We start from the raw sequence: 16,656 nt of genomic DNA on the forward strand, positions 1-16,656 counted from the left end.
GATGTAGTTGAGATTTCTCTATTAAACCAAACGCATATTCGGTTTTGATCCGACAGTTGAGTTTTCGACTTCTGGAGCCGTTTCGGAAGAGGCTGTCCCAAAAGTTATCTAAGGTGACTTTGAGGGACTTCTTGTTTAGCAGTGTAAAGGCAAGATATCAGGAAAAGGATGCAAAAATACAGTTTTTTTAAAGTAGCCATGAAAGGATGAACAAAAGCCTGCAAAAATGCAGGAATATGTTTCAGAATAGACTAGTTTGAAGAGAATCCTTAGAGAAAGCCTGTACATTTGCAGCAATTTAGGGCATTTAGAGGCTTTACATAAACAAAGCCTGCACATTTGCAGGAATTTCAGGAATTTCGCATCATGACATTATTACACTTGAGATACGGTCCTAGAATGTGTGGCAGGATCAAGCGGTGCAGGGATCATCTTCCTTGCACCGCTATTTCTAGTTTTAACACTAAACCTACTTTTGAGACAGCCCCATATTATTTGGTTGTTGACTTTCCGCGCAGCAGACGTGATGCGTGGACCTCGCCCTGGCTGCCTTTTGCTCTGGCTCCCGTAATCTGCATCGGGCGAGCCGTCCGTCGTAATCTCCTCTTGATCTCGCCTGGCTTAAGATCAGGTCGAAGGGCTAATAACAGCGCAATAGATCCGCTGACATGGGATGTGGCCATAGAGGTTCCATTCATTTCGTGGTAGCCTCCTCCAAGCCAGCACGACGTTATTTTTTCGCCTGGAGCATAGATATCGATATAACTTCCATGGTTGCTGAAGGAGGCTATGCGACCATCCTTGGTAGTGGCGCCAACAGAGATCGTATGGGGGTATCTAGCCGGATAATCCGCGCTTTTAGCCCTTTTATCGTTACCGGATGAAGCAACGACAACGATACCTGCTCCATGAGCTTTACGTATAATGTTCTGAAGCGACTGACTTTTGCTTTTCATTCCAAAGCTCATGTTTATAATTTGCATATGGTTCCTGACACACCAATCAATGCCCAGTATGATATCTGATACGTATGCAGAACCGTTATGATCAAATGCCTTAACAGGGTAGATCAGGGAACGTGGTGCGACACCCATCATTCCTTTTGTTCCACCAGCAGCCGCTATCGTACCAGCGATATGAGTCCCGTGTCCATTGTCATCATACGGCAGGGTCATTTGATTAAGGAGGTTAATACCTCTGGCTAAAGATTGCTGGAGATCAGGGTGGTTATAATCGGCTCCGGTATCGATGACACCGATCCGAATTTGATGTCCCGTAGATACGGACCATGCCTCAGGAGCACCGATCCGTTTCACCCCCCAAGGAATATCGCTGCTGCTGCGCTCCTTAGCTGCTGTTGTAGAAGATGCTGAGTGTACCCTAATACGGGAATCCTCTTCAACAAGCAGTCCGAAACGTTGGCAAGCTGCAAGAAATTGCGGGGATAAAGGGCAAAATAAAGCCTTTAGAAGAGCAGAGGTGCGAACCCGTCGCAGGGCGGAGGAATTGCGTCTGTGCCCACGCAGTTCACGCAAGCATTCGGAATATTGGGCCGAATGCGGAAAGCGGATAATGTGTCGCCCGCCTTTTCCGGAGGCGTCGATGTGTTCATGCAAGTACCGCAGGAATCTGGAGTAGTCCATTTGGGGTAGCCCCTCCTGACGAAGCGTGATGAAGTATACTATGACAGCATCCTACTTGCGGAATGGGGAAGGGGCCCTGTTCTAACGGAAATGGGCTTTTTTGAATATAGGCTTGCATGCATCGTGTCAAAGCGTCGATCCTTACATAGGATATGGTGAAGGCCCTTAAGGCTTTCAGGCAACCTTCCAGGGCAGCTTATGCTGCTCTGGAAGAGGATACAGTCAAGAGACGCCGAACTTAAAGTTCGGCGTCTCTTTCCTTTTCTCTTTTAAAGCCGGTCACTTTTTCACCACATTTTAAAACTTGCAATTTAATGACAAATAGGGTTTACTAAGGTGTGATATGGATATGTTAGAGAATATTAGTGAACGAATCAATTTTTTGTGAACATTGTGTGAGAGGAAGTGTCCGTTATCGTGAGTACCCCACTCCATTTGAAAATCGACCCGGAAAAGGTTCATGAAATTCCGATGGTTGACTTGGCATTTATGATTTTGAAGTCGGCTAATACGCCGTATTATTACCGTGACCTTATGAACGAGGTTGCTAAACTGCGCAATATGAGTGAAGAGGAAATTAACGATGCAATTGCACAACTGTATACGGAGATCAATATCGATGGCCGTTTTGCTTGTGTAGGTACAAATCTGTGGGGCCTAAAACGCTGGTATCCTATCGAACGTTCAGAAGATCCGGTTGGTAACACCAAGCGTCCACGTATCATTAATGATGACGATGATGATTTGGAAGATGAGGACTTCAATGAAGAGGAAGATACTTTTGCTTCTGATGACGATGAAGATTTCGATAATATCGACGATGATTCTGAAGATGAACTGTTCTCGGAAGATGAGGACGAGGATGATGTAGAAGTTGATGAGGACGATGATTCTCTGATCGATGACGAAGATATTGAAGAAGATGAAGATGAAAACCTCAGTGAAGACGAAGATTCTGACGAAGATTTCGAAGAGGATGACGATAAGTAAAGATAATTTTCCAGGTTAAGCTCATTAGAAAATTAAATGGCAAATTTACCGTTTTTACCTCTACTGTGGAGATGACAGACTCACTTGACAGAGCATGTGGTAACGGGTAAACTATTGCATGGGCTTATGATTCAAACCTAATAAATATGTATTTTATATAAAAGTGCCCCGACCTATTCGGGTGTCACTTTTTTGTTTTTTTGTGCCCATTGCGTGCTATGTTTTACCGTTAAATGGGTTACGCTATATTGATCTGAGTCACCTAGATTTAAGGATTTTTAGACTGCTATACATTTAGGTAGTTTGTGTCATCTTATGATTGAACCCGTATTATTTAGGAGGTTTTTTGACTGTGGCAAAATATATTTTCGTGACAGGCGGGGTCGTATCCTCATTGGGAAAAGGGATCACGGCAGCATCGCTCGGCAGACTGCTTAAAAACAGGGGACTAAAGGTAACGATTCAGAAGTTTGATCCATACCTCAATGTAGACCCGGGGACGATGAGTCCTTATCAGCATGGGGAAGTGTTTGTTACTGACGATGGCGCTGAAACTGACCTTGACCTTGGTCACTATGAGCGTTTTATTGACATTAACTTGTCAAAAAACAGTAACGTAACGACCGGCAAAATATATTCATCCGTTATTGGCAAAGAACGTCGTGGTGAATATTTGGGCGGAACGGTACAAGTTATTCCTCATATTACGAACGAAATTAAAGAACGCGTATTCCGCGCTGGTCGTGAAGCGGGTTCGGATGTAGTTATTACGGAAATTGGCGGAACTGTCGGTGATATCGAAAGCTTGCCGTTCCTGGAAGCTATCCGTCAAATTAAGAGCGACATCGGTCGTGAGAATGTGATGTACATTCATGTAACGCTCATTCCTTATATCAAAGCTGCAGGTGAAGTAAAAACCAAGCCGACTCAGCACAGTGTAAAAGAACTCCGGAGTATCGGTATTCAGCCAAATGTTATCGTATGTCGTACAGAGCATGAATTGTCCGATGACATGAAGGCAAAGATTGCCCTTTTCTGTGATATTGATCCAAATGCAGTTGTAGAATGCCGCGATGCGGACAGCCTCTACCAGATACCACTTAATTTGCGCGATGAAGGTCTTGATGAAATCGTCGTGAACCATCTCAAATTAACGACTCCGGCTCCGGATATGACGGAATGGGAGAGCCTCGTAGAACGGGTAAGCAAGCTTGAAAAAACAGTGGAAATCGCCATTGTTGGTAAATATGTCGCTCTGCATGATGCTTATTTGAGTGTTGTTGAGTCCTTGTCGCATGCGGGCTTTGACGCTAACGCCGATGTTAAAATCCGTTGGGTCAATGCAGAAGAAGTAACTGAAGATAATGTAGAAGTTTTATTAAAAGGTGTTGGCGGTATTCTTGTACCAGGCGGTTTTGGAGACCGGGGTATCGAGGGTAAAATTACAACCATTCGTTATGCACGTGAGAACAAGATTCCGTTCTTTGGCATTTGTCTTGGTATGCAAGTAGCTGTCATCGAGTACGCACGTTCTTTGGCAGGACTTCAAGGTGCTAACAGCTCTGAGATCAATCCGTCTACAGAATATCCTGTAATTGATTTGCTTCCAGAGCAGAAGGATATCGAGGATTTGGGTGGTACTATGCGTCTTGGTCTGTATCCATGCAAACTCCAACCAGGATCACTTGCTATGGACTGCTATAGTGATGAGTTGGTCTATGAGAGACATCGCCATCGTTATGAATTCAACAACGCCTATCGTGAGACGATTGAAGCAGCTGGTCTTCGTATTTCCGGGACTTCACCGGACGGACGTCTTGTTGAAATTGTTGAGCTTCCGGGACATCCATGGTTCCTTGCGGTACAATTCCATCCCGAATTTACATCTCGTCCGAACCGTCCGCAACCGTTGTTCCGTGAGTTCGTAAAAGCTTCAATTACTCATTTGTCATAAGTAGTTTTCGCTACAATGTCTGCGATTTTGCCAGTATCTCCTAAATATTGCGATTTTTCAGTCTCTTTTTTCCAGATTAGAAGGAATTTCCTAAATGGGGGCGAATTATAAAATATATAGGATTACAAGGGTAGATTCGTAGGAGGGTTCTGTGTGGGAGAGAAAAAGGTACTTATTGTCGATGATCAGAACGGCATCCGTATTTTGTTGATGGAAGTGTTTAGCAGCGAAGGATATAAGACATTTCAAGCGGCCAATGGCAAACTTGCATTGGAGATCGTTCGTACTGACTCGCCGGATCTTGTTCTTTTAGATATGAAGATTCCGGGGATGGATGGTCTTGAAATTCTTAAGCATATCAAGGAAGTTAATCCAGAGATCAAAGTGATTATGATGACCGCTTATGGTGAGCTGGATATGATTAAGGAAGCGACAGAACTTGGCGCTTTAATGCATTTTACCAAACCGTTCGACATTGATGAAATGCGTATGGCCGTGAATAAGTATTTGAATGAAGATGAATAATCGTTATGTGGAAGAACCCCTGCCAAGGGGTTCTTTTTTTGATGTACAGAAATAAGGAGAAGCCTGAATGAATAGCAATTATTTCCGTAGTATATTCACAAATGAAGGGGAAAGCTTCGATAGTATTTTTGACAGGTTGTGGTATAATAAATCTGTGTGAATGTCGGCTAAAACAAGATAAATCTCATATCCTTAGGAGGATTGAAACCAATGCCATTAGTATCTATGACAGAAATGTTGAACAAAGCACTTGAAGGAAAATATGCTGTAGGTCAATTCAACATCAACAACCTTGAGTGGACTCAAGCTATTCTTGCTGCTTCTGAAGAAGAGAAGTCCCCAGTAATCCTTGGTGTTTCCGAAGGCGCAGCTCGCCATATGAGCGGTTTCTATACCGTTGTTAAAATGGTTGAAGGTCTTTTGCACGACATGAAAATTACAGTTCCTGTAGCTATTCATCTTGACCACGGTTCAAGCTTTGACAAATGTAAAGAAGCTATCGATGCTGGCTTTACTTCCGTTATGATCGATGGTTCCCATCATCCAATCGATGAGAACATTGAAATGACGAAAAAAGTTGTTGAGTATGCACATGCAAAAGGTGTATCGGTTGAAGCAGAAGTAGGTACAGTTGGTGGTCAAGAAGACGACGTAATCGGCGGTATCCAATATGCTGACCGCGACGAATGTGTACGTATCGTTAAAGAAACTGGAATCGATACTTTGGCTCCAGCGCTCGGTTCTGTTCATGGACCATACCTTGGCGAACCAAACCTTGGTTTCAAGGAAATGGAAGAAATCCGTGATGTAACTAATATCCCATTGGTTCTTCATGGTGGTACAGGCATTCCTACTCATGATATCCAAAAAGCGATCTCATTGGGTACTTCCAAAATCAACGTAAACACTGAGAACCAAATTGAATTTACTAAAGCGGTTCGTGAAGTTCTGGCTGCAAAACCAGATGCTTACGATCCACGTAAATATATCGTTCCAGGTCGCGATGCAATCAAAGCTACTGTAATTGGCAAAATTCGCGAATTTGGTTCTAACAACAAAGCTTAACTATTAGTACAAGTTACCAGAACACTCTATGATTCACCCAGTTGAATATAGTGATATGGAGAGTACACCGCCTAGACGGTGTCTTTCCATTTTCACTGATAAAATAGGGAAGGTATAGCTGTATCATATCATTTTTTACGCTGCAAAATACGTAGGGGGACCCTTAAGCTTATGGAGAAATTAATGATCAGCGGTGGACGGCCGCTGCGTGGTACTGTGTCGATCAGCGGTGCCAAAAATAGTGCAATTGCATTGATTCCGGCTGCAATTCTTGCAGAATCCGAAGTAGTTTTAGATAATTTGCCGCTGTTAAGTGATGTTGCGGTTTATTCGGAGATTTTGGAGGAGTTGGGTGCTCACGTATTTTGGGAAGGAAATCAAATGAAAATTGATCCTTCTGATATAAGATCGATTCCTATGCCGAATGGACCTGTAAAAAAGCTGCGTGCATCTTATTATATGATGGGTGCCCTGCTTGGACGTTTTAACGAGGCAACTATTGGCTTGCCAGGGGGCTGCAATTTTGAACCTCGACCTATTGATCAACATATTAAAGGTTTTGAAGCGCTTGGTGCTACCGTAACAAATGAACATGGTGCTATACATTTACATGCTAAAGAGTTACGCGGTGCAAAAATCTATTTGGATGTTAGCAGTGTAGGGGCAACGATTAATATTATGCTGGCGGCCACTCGGGCCAAAGGCTCTACAACAATTGAAAATGCGGCCAAAGAGCCTGAAATTATAGATGTAGCAACACTATTAAATTCTATGGGTGCAAGTATTAAAGGCGCAGGCACAGAAACGATTCGCATCGAAGGCGTATCCGAACTGAAGGGCTGTCGTCATTCCATAATTCCTGACCGTATACAGGTTGGAACTTATATGATTGCGGCTGCGGCTACTCGTGGCGATGTCCTTATTGATGGGGTCATTCCGAAGCATTTAGAAGCATTGACTGCTAAATTGCTGGAAATGGGTGTAAAGGTAGAAGAACTTGATGAATCCATTCGTGTGATCGGCGCGTCTAAATATAGTCATGTTGATGTGAAAGCACTGGTATATCCAGGATTTCCAACGGACCTTCAATCTCCTATGACTAGTCTGCTCACTCAAGCTGAAGGCGTTAGCGTATTGAGCGATTTCGTGTACAGCAACCGATTCAAGCATGTACCGGAGCTCGTTCGAATGGGAGCTAAAATTCGCGTAGAGGGTCGTTCTGCTATTATTGACGGTGGGCCACTAAACGGGGCAAAAGTAAAGGCGTCGGACCTTCGTGCAGGAGCAGCACTGGTTATTGCAGGATTAACGGTAGACGATGGAGTTACAGAAGTATCCGGCGTAGAATTTATTGATCGTGGTTACGATAATTTGGTTGCGAATCTACGTTCTCTCGGTGCAGATGTGTGGCGGCAGACGGAATAAGCGTCCTGTCGTCCGCATAATTTGTCTATGATCGGGTAATAATAGATAAATGTCTTCATAGATTCTCTATTCTTCTAAGTTAATATTAGTGATAAGAAAAATTGAATAGGTGGTTTTTATATGGATCTTCAAATTGCTGACTTGGAAGGTATGAAGCTGACTGAACTGTATAAGCTGGCCAAACAGCACCAGATTCAATATTATGGTCAGTTAAAAAAGAAAGAATTAATTTTTGCAATTCTTAGAGCTCAGGCAGAACAGAGCGGGCTAATGTTTATGGAAGGTGTCTTGGAGATTTTACCTGAAGGCTACGGATTTCTTAGACCCATCAATTATTTGCCGAGTACGGAAGATATTTATATTTCGGCTTCGCAGATACGCAAATTTGATCTGAGGACGGGAGACCTTGTGTCTGGTAAGTGCCGGGCTCCTAAAGAGAACGAACGTTACTTTGGGCTTCTTCAGGTAAATGCCGTCAATGGAGAGAATCCGGCGATTGCCGCAGAACGTCTCCATTTTCCAGCGCTGACTCCTCTATATCCACAGAACAAACTTGTGCTTGAAACATCTCCGACCCATTTATCCACGCGCATTATGGATGTACTTGCCCCAGTAGGACTTGGACAACGTGGTTTGATCGTAGCACCGCCAAAAGCAGGGAAAACACTATTGCTTAAAGAGATCGCCAATAGTATTTCTACCAACAATCCCGAAATCGAGTTATTCGTACTGTTAATTGATGAACGCCCGGAAGAAGTAACAGATATGCAGCGTTCGGTTAAAGGTGAAGTCATTGCATCAACGTTTGATGAATTGCCTGAGAACCATATCAAAGTAGCGGAACTCGTATTACAGCGTGCGCTAAGACTTGTTGAGCATAAGAAGGATGTTGTTATTTTGCTTGATAGTATCACTCGTCTGGCTCGGGCATATAATCTTGTTGTTCCGCCTTCTGGACGTACATTGAGCGGTGGTATTGATCCAGCCGCATTCCATCGCCCAAAACGTTTCTTTGGCTCAGCCCGGAATGTAGAGGAAGGCGGAAGCTTAACGATTCTTGCAACGGCTTTGGTTGATACTGGATCTCGTATGGATGATATTATATATGAAGAGTTTAAAGGTACGGGAAATATGGAATTGCATTTGGATCGTAAGCTTGCCGAGCGCCGTATTTTTCCAGCCATCGATATTCGTCGTTCCGGTACACGCCGTGAGGAAGTGCTCTTGAATAAGGAAGAGTTGGATACAATTTGGGCTATTCGTAAAAATATGAACGATTCCTATGATTTTGTCGAAGGTTTCCTGAAGAAGCTTCGGGATAGCAAAACAAACGCGGAATTTTTAGCATCGTTCGATGCTGCTGGGAACTCTGCGAATAGCGGTAGTGCCAAAACCTCGTCAGCTAGTGGAAGCAGCGTTCGCCGAGCTCGTACAGTTTCATCATCTTCTGGTTCAGGATCAGGTTCAGGGTCATAATGGCCCTGATTTATGGATTGGGTTATAGAAAGGAACAATTGAATGTACTTAGTATATGCCGATGAACAAGGGCAAGTTTATGATCATCCTACGCTTTATGGGCTTGCCCGCAGCGCAGATATGATTGTTGAAATTATGGAAGACGAGTTAATTCCACTTCCAGAAGGGGCAACGCTTGTAGGTCTTCCTTGTACTCGACCTGTTGGTATGGACCCGGATACTGGTGAAATGATGCCAGTACAGGGTAATGTGCAGGCAGTAGGAGCATTGTTGCCGCAAGGCTACACAAGGCTCTGTCTTCCTGGCTATGTGAAGTCAGACAAGGACTACAAGCTGCCGTTATTCGGTTATTCCGCTGTAGTATGGAAAGATGGACAGTTCTTCGTAACGGCAAGAATGTCTGATGATCCTGAGAGGTGGAATCCGCTGAATTGTGATCCGCTAGAACTCAAGCATCAAGTGAAATCGCTGAAGTCCCGTTATCCAGATAATCGTCTCTACGAACATCTTTCAAATTGTGCGCTTGGTTATGAGTGTCTAACGGCTTCTAACACATTTTTGAACCGTTGGGAAGGTGCAGTGCCTGTATCCTATTCGTGTAATGCTGGATGTTTTGGCTGTATTTCGGAGCAACCGGATGATAGCGGATTTGTAGCTCCGCAGACACGGATGAATTTCCGTCCGAGAGTGGATGAAATTGTGCAGGTGATGATGGAGCATCTTAGAACGCCGGAATCCATAATCAGCTTTGGACAGGGTTGTGAGGGTGAACCTTCAACACAGGCTAAATTAATTATTGAAGCCATTCGTGAAGTACGCAGACATACGGATATGGGCTATATAAATATTAATACCAATGCCGGGCTTAGCGATCATATTCGAGGCATCGTCGATGCCGGCCTTGATTTGATGCGTGTGAGTACGATTAGTGCGCTGGATGATCACTATAATGCTTACTACAAGCCGCGTGGATACACACTCGCAAATGTGGAAAAGTCACTTCGGTATGCTTCAGATCAAGGGGTCTATACTTCAATTAACTATTTGATCTTTCCAGGTGTTACGGATCGGGAAGAGGAGATTGAAGCCATGATCGAATTTGCTCGAAAGACCAAGCTTAAATTGATTCAGCTTCGCAATCTTAACATTGATCCTGAGAGTTATATGGAGCTGATACCAAAAGCACAGGGCGATATTCTCGGTATGAAGCAAGCGATAGAAATTTTCCAGGAAGAGTTGCCTGATGTAGTTATTGGTTCTTATACACATGTTCCGCCTAATGAGCTTGCGCGTATTAAGAAGCTTACCACCAATTAATTGACCATTAAAAATGATTTGTTGCTTGACCCAGTTTTTCCTGAGAATAGAGGATTGCATCGCAATATTTCGCATGTTATAATCTTAAAAGTGTCAATATAACTCTGTGCACGCATGAGGCTCAGGGCGAAAAAGAGGTGAAAGTCATGAATGAAGCCATTCAACCGAAATATCACTTGACTACGATAACCTGTGCTTGTGGCAACACTTTTGAAACAGGTTCCGTAAAGCAAGATCTACGCGTTGAAATTTGCTCCAACTGCCATCCTTTCTTCACTGGTAAACAGAAGTTCTTGGATGCAGGTGGACGTGTGGATAAATTTAAGAAAAAATACGGCATCTAAGAAGAAATGCTGTGATTGCAGCATCTCGAATAACGTCGAAATCCCCTACTCCTATGGAGTGGGGGATTTTTTTGCAATGTGTTATTTTTCTATTGCCTGAATTCAACGCTTCGCTGCATACTGCTCCATTCATCGCTACTGATTAGACCAAGTCTCCATAGTGCGATCCCCTTAAGATCATAACGCTTTGCAAGCCCGATCACTGTTGAAACAGAATCAGCATTTTCGCTGTATAGATTAATACCAAGGATGAGGTTGTCTTTATCCGTCTGCTCTAATGCGAGAAGGATGGCTTCATTTATTTTGTTTACAGGCTCAGGCGTTCCCTTTGTGCCATAATCGTAAGCCATAATAATAAGTTCATCCGCAATATCCCCAAGTGCTTTATAGTCGTAACCTTGGTATGAGGAGTTAAGTGGGTGCAATGCCAGAGATAGTTTTAAGTCCTCTTTATTAGTTGCAGTATCCAATTCCTTAACAAATGCTGTAAAGGCGGATCTTGTCAGTGTTTTATCTGTAGTTAGACCAAGACCCTCAAAATCTAGTAAAATACCTTCAAAATGATTCTCTTTCGCTGTTGTTATCATATCTAATATCGCTTGCTGACGAAATTCAGCGTTCTCTATAATTTTGGTTAGTTCACCTTTGGTATCTCCAGACAGTACCATCAGATAAGGGGTAGTACCTGCTTTGGCAGCATCTAAGACTAACGTCTCAGCATTTATATCACCTGCTGGTTTAGGAAACTGAAAGTCTCCTGCTTTTCCTGTCGTAGCAAACTTTCCATTCTCATCAATTCTGCTCCAGCCAAAGGAAACGGAATTGAAGCGAGGGATTGTTTCGACCTCTGAAAAAGAGGAGGTAGCATAGAAGGCGAGTGTATACATTTTCTCTTGTGGAGAAGTGATCGATACCGTTCGTGCTGTTTGATCCCATCCTACAGTTGCTCCAAATTGTTGGCTGAAGAAGCTGAGGGGAATCAGTGTATTTCCTTGTACAGCTTGCGGAGCTACTGCTAGTGGGGTTGCAGTGCCGTTAACGAGGGCTTTTTTATTATCTAAAGTCAATTGAACACGGATCGCCTCTGCTCCGTCGCCTTTAACGGCTAAAATCGTCTTTGTAGCCTGATTCCAGGTTACGTTAATCCCCATTGCTTCAGAGATGGATCGAAAAGGAACCATAGTAGTTCCGTTCATAATAACAGGATCCCCGGAAAAAGATAATGGATAACCGTCCAACATAATCTTCACCGCAGAACTTGCTTCAGTCGGAGCTTGGCTTATACCAAGCATCCCACCGGATACTATGGAAGCGGCGAGAATGAGCTTTCCTAATCTCTTTGACATAGTGTCTCCTTTTAAACAATTTTTTTAATATATTAACTCTATTCTATCAAAATATTATAATTATACCATTTACAAGTAGTGACAGAGAGTTGTAGATTACATATTAGAAGAGCAGCCAGTTTTTGCCCTTGGTTGCATTTTCGACAGCCATAAGATATACTTAGTTTCACCGTGCTAGATGGGGAGGCAGCGGTGCCCTGTAACTCGCAATCCGCTATAGCGAGGTTGAATTCCTGTTAGAGGTCTTGTCGATGTGAGGTTTGGTCTTTATGGCAGACGTTGACGGACGGGTCCTCCGCAATGAGTACCTGTGAACCTGGTCAGGTCCGGAAGGAAGCAGCCATAAGCAGTTTCACTCTTGTGCCGGAGGGGAGCCTGTCCCGAGTTGCGCTGTAAAGGTGCCGCTTGGATCGCAACGATCAATAACAGGTGCACGGCTTAATACTTACAGTCAAACATCTTTGTCTTTTTGGGCAGAGATGTTTTTTTATGGGATGTTGCGGGAATATGGCTCGTAAGTGTATGTGTATAGTATAATGAAGGAGCGGCAAATGTCGCTTAAGGTATAGAAAGAAGGTGCCGCAAAATGGAGCATATTGCGCTGTACCGTGCTTGGCGGCCGCAGTCGTTTCAAGATATGGTAGGGCAGCAGCACATTATTCGAACACTACAGAATGCGATTCGTGAGCAGCGGTTATCGCATGCTTATCTCTTCAGCGGGCCTCGTGGTACCGGGAAGACCACAGCTGCAAAAATATTGGCCAAGGCAGTAAACTGCGAGAAAGGCCCTGGGCCAGAGCCATGTAACGAATGTGATGCGTGCCTTCGGATTACCGCGGGCGCTGTGATGGATGTGCTTGAGATTGACGCCGCTTCCAATCGAGGGGTCGAGGAAATTCGTGATCTCCGTGAGAAGGTAAAATATGCCCCTACGGAAGTGCGGCAGAAAGTTTATATTATTGATGAAGTTCATATGCTAACGACGGAAGCGTTCAACGCATTGCTGAAGACGCTGGAAGAACCGCCACCGCATGTGATGTTTATTTTGGCTACAACGGAGCCACACCGATTGCCGGCAACCGTTATTTCCCGTTGTCAGCGTTTTGATTTTCGGAGAGTATCTTTAGAGGAGCAAGCTTCTCGTCTCAAAACCATTTGTGAGCAGGAAGGCATTGATGCCGATGATGAAGCGATTTCGTATATTGCTAAATTATCAGATGGCGGTATGCGTGATGCAGTGAGCGTGCTGGATCAGATAGCTTCTTTTACAGATGGTCGTGTGTCTTACCAGCAGGTGCTGGACATGACAGGAGGCATTCCTTCCAGACGGTTTGCACAGCTTGCCCACACGATTCTTGATAATGATGTAGGCGGTATGCTTCAAACGATTGAGGTTCTTATGCAAGAGGGCAAAAGTGCTGACAAGTGCATGGAGAACCTGCTCTATTATTTCCGTGATTTGTTACTCATTAAAATGGTGCCGCAGGCCGATCGATTGACAGAACGTGTGCTGGATGTTGAGGAATTCAGGGAGATGGCAAGTGCTTTTTCCCGGTCCCAGCTGTTCCAGATTATCGATGCACTTAACCATTATCAGACTGAGATGAAATATGCTGCTCAGCCACAGATGCTGTTTGAGGTTGCTTTGCTTAAGTTATTTAATATTCCGAAAGAAGAGATTCAATCCGCTGTTAGTGCAAGTCATGGAGCTGCGCCTTCTGCGGATGCGTCGGAAGTGGAACGTCTTAAAAGACAGCTAGCAGAGCTTGAGAACAAACTTGAACGGGCTCTTGCTGGAGGGCTTCAAGGAGATGGGGCGCACGGTTCTGGTGACAGATCTTCAACTTCGGCCAGCCGTTCGTCTTCAAGACATGCCGCTCCGCGGGTATCGTCAACTGCAAAAATTCCTTCAGGAATTGATCGATTTGTTGCCGAACGAAGCAATCCGGAATTTATGATGGTTCAGGGTAAATGGAATCAGATCCTTCAGGCAGTTAAGGATGAGAAGGTTACTGTACATGCTTGGTTTATGAATGGAGAGCCGGTATCGATGCTGGATGACTCTGTACTCGTTGCTTTTAAGAATGACATACATCGAGAAACGACTGAAAAACCAGCGAACAAACAATTGATTGAACATGTGATTGAGCGCCAGATTGGCCACTCGTGTAGACTGGTTACTATGATGCTTAAGGACTGGAATGAGGCAATTCAAGGGGCGGTGGAGCCTTCAAAGGAACCTTTTGAACTTGTGCCAGCTCCTGGAGATGAATCTGAGGGTAAGGAACCTTGGGTTGATGAAGCGTTACAAATGTTTGGCGAGGATCTTGTTGTGATCAAAGAGTGATGCTCTGAGCTGTAAGCCTGACTTTTTGAACACTCACTATTATAATGATATTGAAACTATTTAAGGAGATGTGGGCCTAGTGAACAATATGAACCAAATGATGAAGCAGGTAAAAAAAATGCAGGAGCAAATGATGAAAGCGCAAGAGGAGCTTGGGAGCAAGACTATTGAAGGTAGCGCAGGCGGCGGCGTTGTTACTGTTCAAGTAAATGGACACAAAAAAGTGTTGTCTTTGAATATTAAGCCAGAAGCAGTAGATCCAGATGATGTAGAAATGCTGCAAGATCTTGTTATTACTGCTGTTAATGATGCGCTTAACAAGGCAGAAGAGCTCGCTAATCAAGATATGGGTAAATTTACAGGCGGAATGAAAATTCCAGGTCTGTTTTAATTTAGATTGAAGGAGATTACTCTCATTGTATTATCCTGAACCGATTGCCAAGCTGATTGATGCGTTTACCCACTTGCCGGGGATTGGTCCAAAGACAGCGACGAGACTGGCGTTTCATGTCTTGCGAATGAAAGAAGATGACGTGATCGATTTTGCCAAAGCTCTGGTCAATGTTAAACGCAATCTTCACTACTGTTCCATCTGCTGCAACATTACAGATACGGACCCATGTCGGATTTGTCAGGACAAGACGCGTGACCCTTCTGTCATTTGCGTTGTCCAGGAGTCCAAAGATCTTGTGGCAATGGAACGTACGAAGGAATTCGATGGTTATTATCATGTTCTACAGGGTGCGATCTCTCCTATGGAGGGGCTTGGTCCTGACGATATTCGTCTTAAGGAGCTTTTGAATCGTCTTAGTGATGAACGAGTCAAGGAATTGATAATGGCGACTAACCCTAACATTGAGGGCGAGGCTACAGCAATGTATATCTCTCGGCTTGTGAAACCATTCGATATTCGGGTGACCCGGATTGCGCACGGCCTGCCTGTAGGCGGGGACCTTGAGTATGCTGATGAAGTGACTTTGTCCAAAGCGCTTGAAGGACGGCGTGAACTTAATTGATTTTGATATAATTATATGGACCTTGATTCCAATGAAATGATTTGGGGATCAGGGTCTTTTTGCGTCATACGCGTGCTCTGCAGGATATTGGTTCTAAGTTTGTCCTAATCTCGATAAACATGAAAAGAGATGGAGAAAGGGGCGAACATTATTGATGCGATGGGGATATAAGCATTCACAAAAATGGTCGAGTGGACTGAGACAGATACAGGATCAGGAGTCCAAGGAGTTTTTATATCAGGAGGTTACTAGAGCCAGACGGGAATGGGAACAAGCCTGCTGGGCTTTTCAAAACGCTGTTGGGAAAGATGAAGTCGATGTAGCGATCTATACACTAGAAGCGGCTGAGCGAAAATATCAAATCCAATTAAAAGAGGCTAAGCAGGCGAATGTAGAATGGGATGTTTTTAAACACGGATCATATTTTAGTTCATCTGATTAAGAAAGGAGAGTAAAGGGTGTGAAGACAATATTTGCGGTCATCCTTATTGTTTCCCTATTTATGCTGTTATATATATGGATTACTAAAAGACTTGGCTTCGCCTGGCTTACTCGATTAGGGCTACATATTGTGCTCGCTGCATTAGGTATTTATGTTGTAAACTTCTCTGGTTTATTGACCGAAGTTTATATTCCATTGAATCCAGCTACAATTGGGACGGTACTAGTACTTGGGCTTCCTGGGGTAGTGCTTTTATTAGGCTTGAAATTAACCATGATTTGACTGTTGACTATACTTTATAATATATGGTACATTATTAATCGCTTCTTCAATAAGACAACCTTTTAACGGTATTGAAAAAATAAATCGAAAAAAAGTGATTGACTTTTGAAGATCTAACATGATATATTATAAAGGTCGCTGCTGAACAAAAAGCGGTGGTGAAAAACGAAGTTGATCTTTGAAAACTGAACAACGAGTGAGTATTAAAATGAGAATGAATAATTCTCGTCAGTTTTTCTAAATGAGCAAGTCAAACACTTTAATGGAGAGTTTGATCCTGGCTCAGGACGAACGCTGGCGGCGTGCCTAATACATGCAAGTCGAGCGGACTTGATGGAGAGCTTGCTCTCCTGATAGTTAGCGGCGGACGGGTGAGTAACACGTAGGCAACCTGCCTGTAAGACCGGGATAACTAGCGGAAACGTTAGCTAATACCGGATAATTTATTTCATCGCATGGTGGAATAATGAAAGACGGAGCAATC

The 16,656-nt window shown here is 43.7% G+C and carries 15 protein-coding genes, 1 rRNA gene and 1 other RNA gene; 15 read left to right on the forward strand and 2 right to left on the reverse strand.

All coding sequences use genetic code 11. The annotated features are described in order from the left end of the window. Positions 1–491: 491 nt before the first annotated feature. Positions 492–1,643 carry a S8 family peptidase gene (locus BLS49_RS23540; protein WP_091236417.1) on the reverse strand — a complete coding sequence of 384 codons (1,152 nt, stop codon included), beginning with the start codon at positions 1,641–1,643 and terminating at the stop codon, positions 492–494. A gap of 417 nt (positions 1,644–2,060) precedes the next feature. Here BLS49_RS23540 and rpoE point away from each other — a divergent pair, with 417 nt between their 5' ends. The 8 genes from rpoE to rpmE all read left to right on the forward strand — a co-directional run bounded on the left by rpoE (position 2,061) and on the right by rpmE (position 10,739). Further along, positions 2,061–2,633 carry a DNA-directed RNA polymerase subunit delta gene (gene rpoE / locus BLS49_RS23545; RefSeq protein WP_091236419.1) on the forward strand — a complete coding sequence of 191 codons (573 nt, stop codon included), beginning with the start codon at positions 2,061–2,063 and terminating at the stop codon, positions 2,631–2,633. Between the two features lie 352 nt (positions 2,634–2,985). Continuing rightward, positions 2,986–4,587, forward strand: a complete 1,602-nt coding sequence (locus BLS49_RS23550) for a CTP synthase (protein ID WP_091236420.1) — start codon at positions 2,986–2,988, stop codon at positions 4,585–4,587. A 153-nt stretch (positions 4,588–4,740) separates the two neighbouring features. After that, positions 4,741–5,112 (forward strand): response regulator, encoded by a 372-nt coding sequence (locus BLS49_RS23555; RefSeq protein WP_091236423.1) that lies wholly within the window; start codon positions 4,741–4,743, stop codon positions 5,110–5,112. Positions 5,113–5,322: 210 nt separating this feature from the next. Further along, complete coding sequence (locus BLS49_RS23560; RefSeq protein ID WP_091236425.1) at positions 5,323–6,177, forward strand: class II fructose-bisphosphate aldolase; 855 nt, start codon at positions 5,323–5,325, stop codon at positions 6,175–6,177. A 171-nt stretch (positions 6,178–6,348) separates the two neighbouring features. Then, positions 6,349–7,602, forward strand: a complete 1,254-nt coding sequence (locus BLS49_RS23565) for a UDP-N-acetylglucosamine 1-carboxyvinyltransferase (protein ID WP_091236428.1) — start codon at positions 6,349–6,351, stop codon at positions 7,600–7,602. A 120-nt stretch (positions 7,603–7,722) separates the two neighbouring features. Further along, the gene (gene rho / locus BLS49_RS23570) at positions 7,723–9,078 is read left to right on the forward strand and encodes a transcription termination factor Rho (RefSeq protein WP_091236430.1); all 1,356 of its coding nucleotides are present in this window, start codon (positions 7,723–7,725) and stop codon (positions 9,076–9,078) included. A 42-nt stretch (positions 9,079–9,120) separates the two neighbouring features. Then, entirely contained in the window at positions 9,121–10,395 is a 1,275-nt protein-coding gene (locus BLS49_RS23575) for a radical SAM family protein (RefSeq protein ID WP_091236433.1), read from the forward strand. A 146-nt stretch (positions 10,396–10,541) separates the two neighbouring features. Next, on the forward strand, positions 10,542–10,739 hold the full coding sequence (gene rpmE / locus BLS49_RS23580) for a 50S ribosomal protein L31 (RefSeq protein WP_091236435.1): 198 nt from the start codon (positions 10,542–10,544) through the stop codon (positions 10,737–10,739). Between the two features lie 89 nt (positions 10,740–10,828). Here the strand turns inward: rpmE and BLS49_RS23585 are convergent, their stop codons facing one another. Continuing rightward, positions 10,829–12,085: a stalk domain-containing protein gene (locus BLS49_RS23585; RefSeq protein WP_091236438.1), complete on the reverse strand. Its 1,257-nt coding sequence runs from the start codon at positions 12,083–12,085 to the stop codon at positions 10,829–10,831. A gap of 169 nt (positions 12,086–12,254) precedes the next feature. On the opposite strand from BLS49_RS23585, the gene ffs reads away from it, so the two are divergent. From ffs to BLS49_RS23620, 7 genes are all read left to right on the forward strand, one after another. Then, positions 12,255–12,522, forward strand: an RNA gene (gene ffs / locus BLS49_RS23590) — signal recognition particle sRNA large type. Positions 12,523–12,671: 149 nt separating this feature from the next. Continuing rightward, positions 12,672–14,432: a DNA polymerase III subunit gamma/tau gene (gene dnaX / locus BLS49_RS23595; protein ID WP_091236440.1), complete on the forward strand. Its 1,761-nt coding sequence runs from the start codon at positions 12,672–12,674 to the stop codon at positions 14,430–14,432. Between the two features lie 79 nt (positions 14,433–14,511). Beyond that, positions 14,512–14,823, forward strand: coding sequence for a YbaB/EbfC family nucleoid-associated protein (locus BLS49_RS23600; protein ID WP_091236443.1), 312 nt, complete (start codon positions 14,512–14,514; stop codon positions 14,821–14,823). A gap of 25 nt (positions 14,824–14,848) precedes the next feature. After that, the gene (gene recR / locus BLS49_RS23605) at positions 14,849–15,448 is read left to right on the forward strand and encodes a recombination mediator RecR (RefSeq protein WP_091236445.1); all 600 of its coding nucleotides are present in this window, start codon (positions 14,849–14,851) and stop codon (positions 15,446–15,448) included. A gap of 154 nt (positions 15,449–15,602) precedes the next feature. Beyond that, positions 15,603–15,890 carry a DUF2508 family protein gene (locus tag BLS49_RS23610; protein WP_091236447.1) on the forward strand — a complete coding sequence of 96 codons (288 nt, stop codon included), beginning with the start codon at positions 15,603–15,605 and terminating at the stop codon, positions 15,888–15,890. Positions 15,891–15,908: 18 nt separating this feature from the next. Continuing rightward, on the forward strand, positions 15,909–16,172 hold the full coding sequence (locus BLS49_RS23615) for a pro-sigmaK processing inhibitor BofA family protein (RefSeq protein WP_425432182.1): 264 nt from the start codon (positions 15,909–15,911) through the stop codon (positions 16,170–16,172). Between the two features lie 259 nt (positions 16,173–16,431). Continuing rightward, positions 16,432–16,656 (forward strand): 16S ribosomal RNA (locus tag BLS49_RS23620); the annotation flags it as partial.

It is taken from the genome of Fontibacillus panacisegetis (genome assembly GCF_900102215.1).
GTDB classification, from domain to species: Bacteria; Bacillota; Bacilli; order Paenibacillales; family Paenibacillaceae; genus Fontibacillus; species Fontibacillus panacisegetis.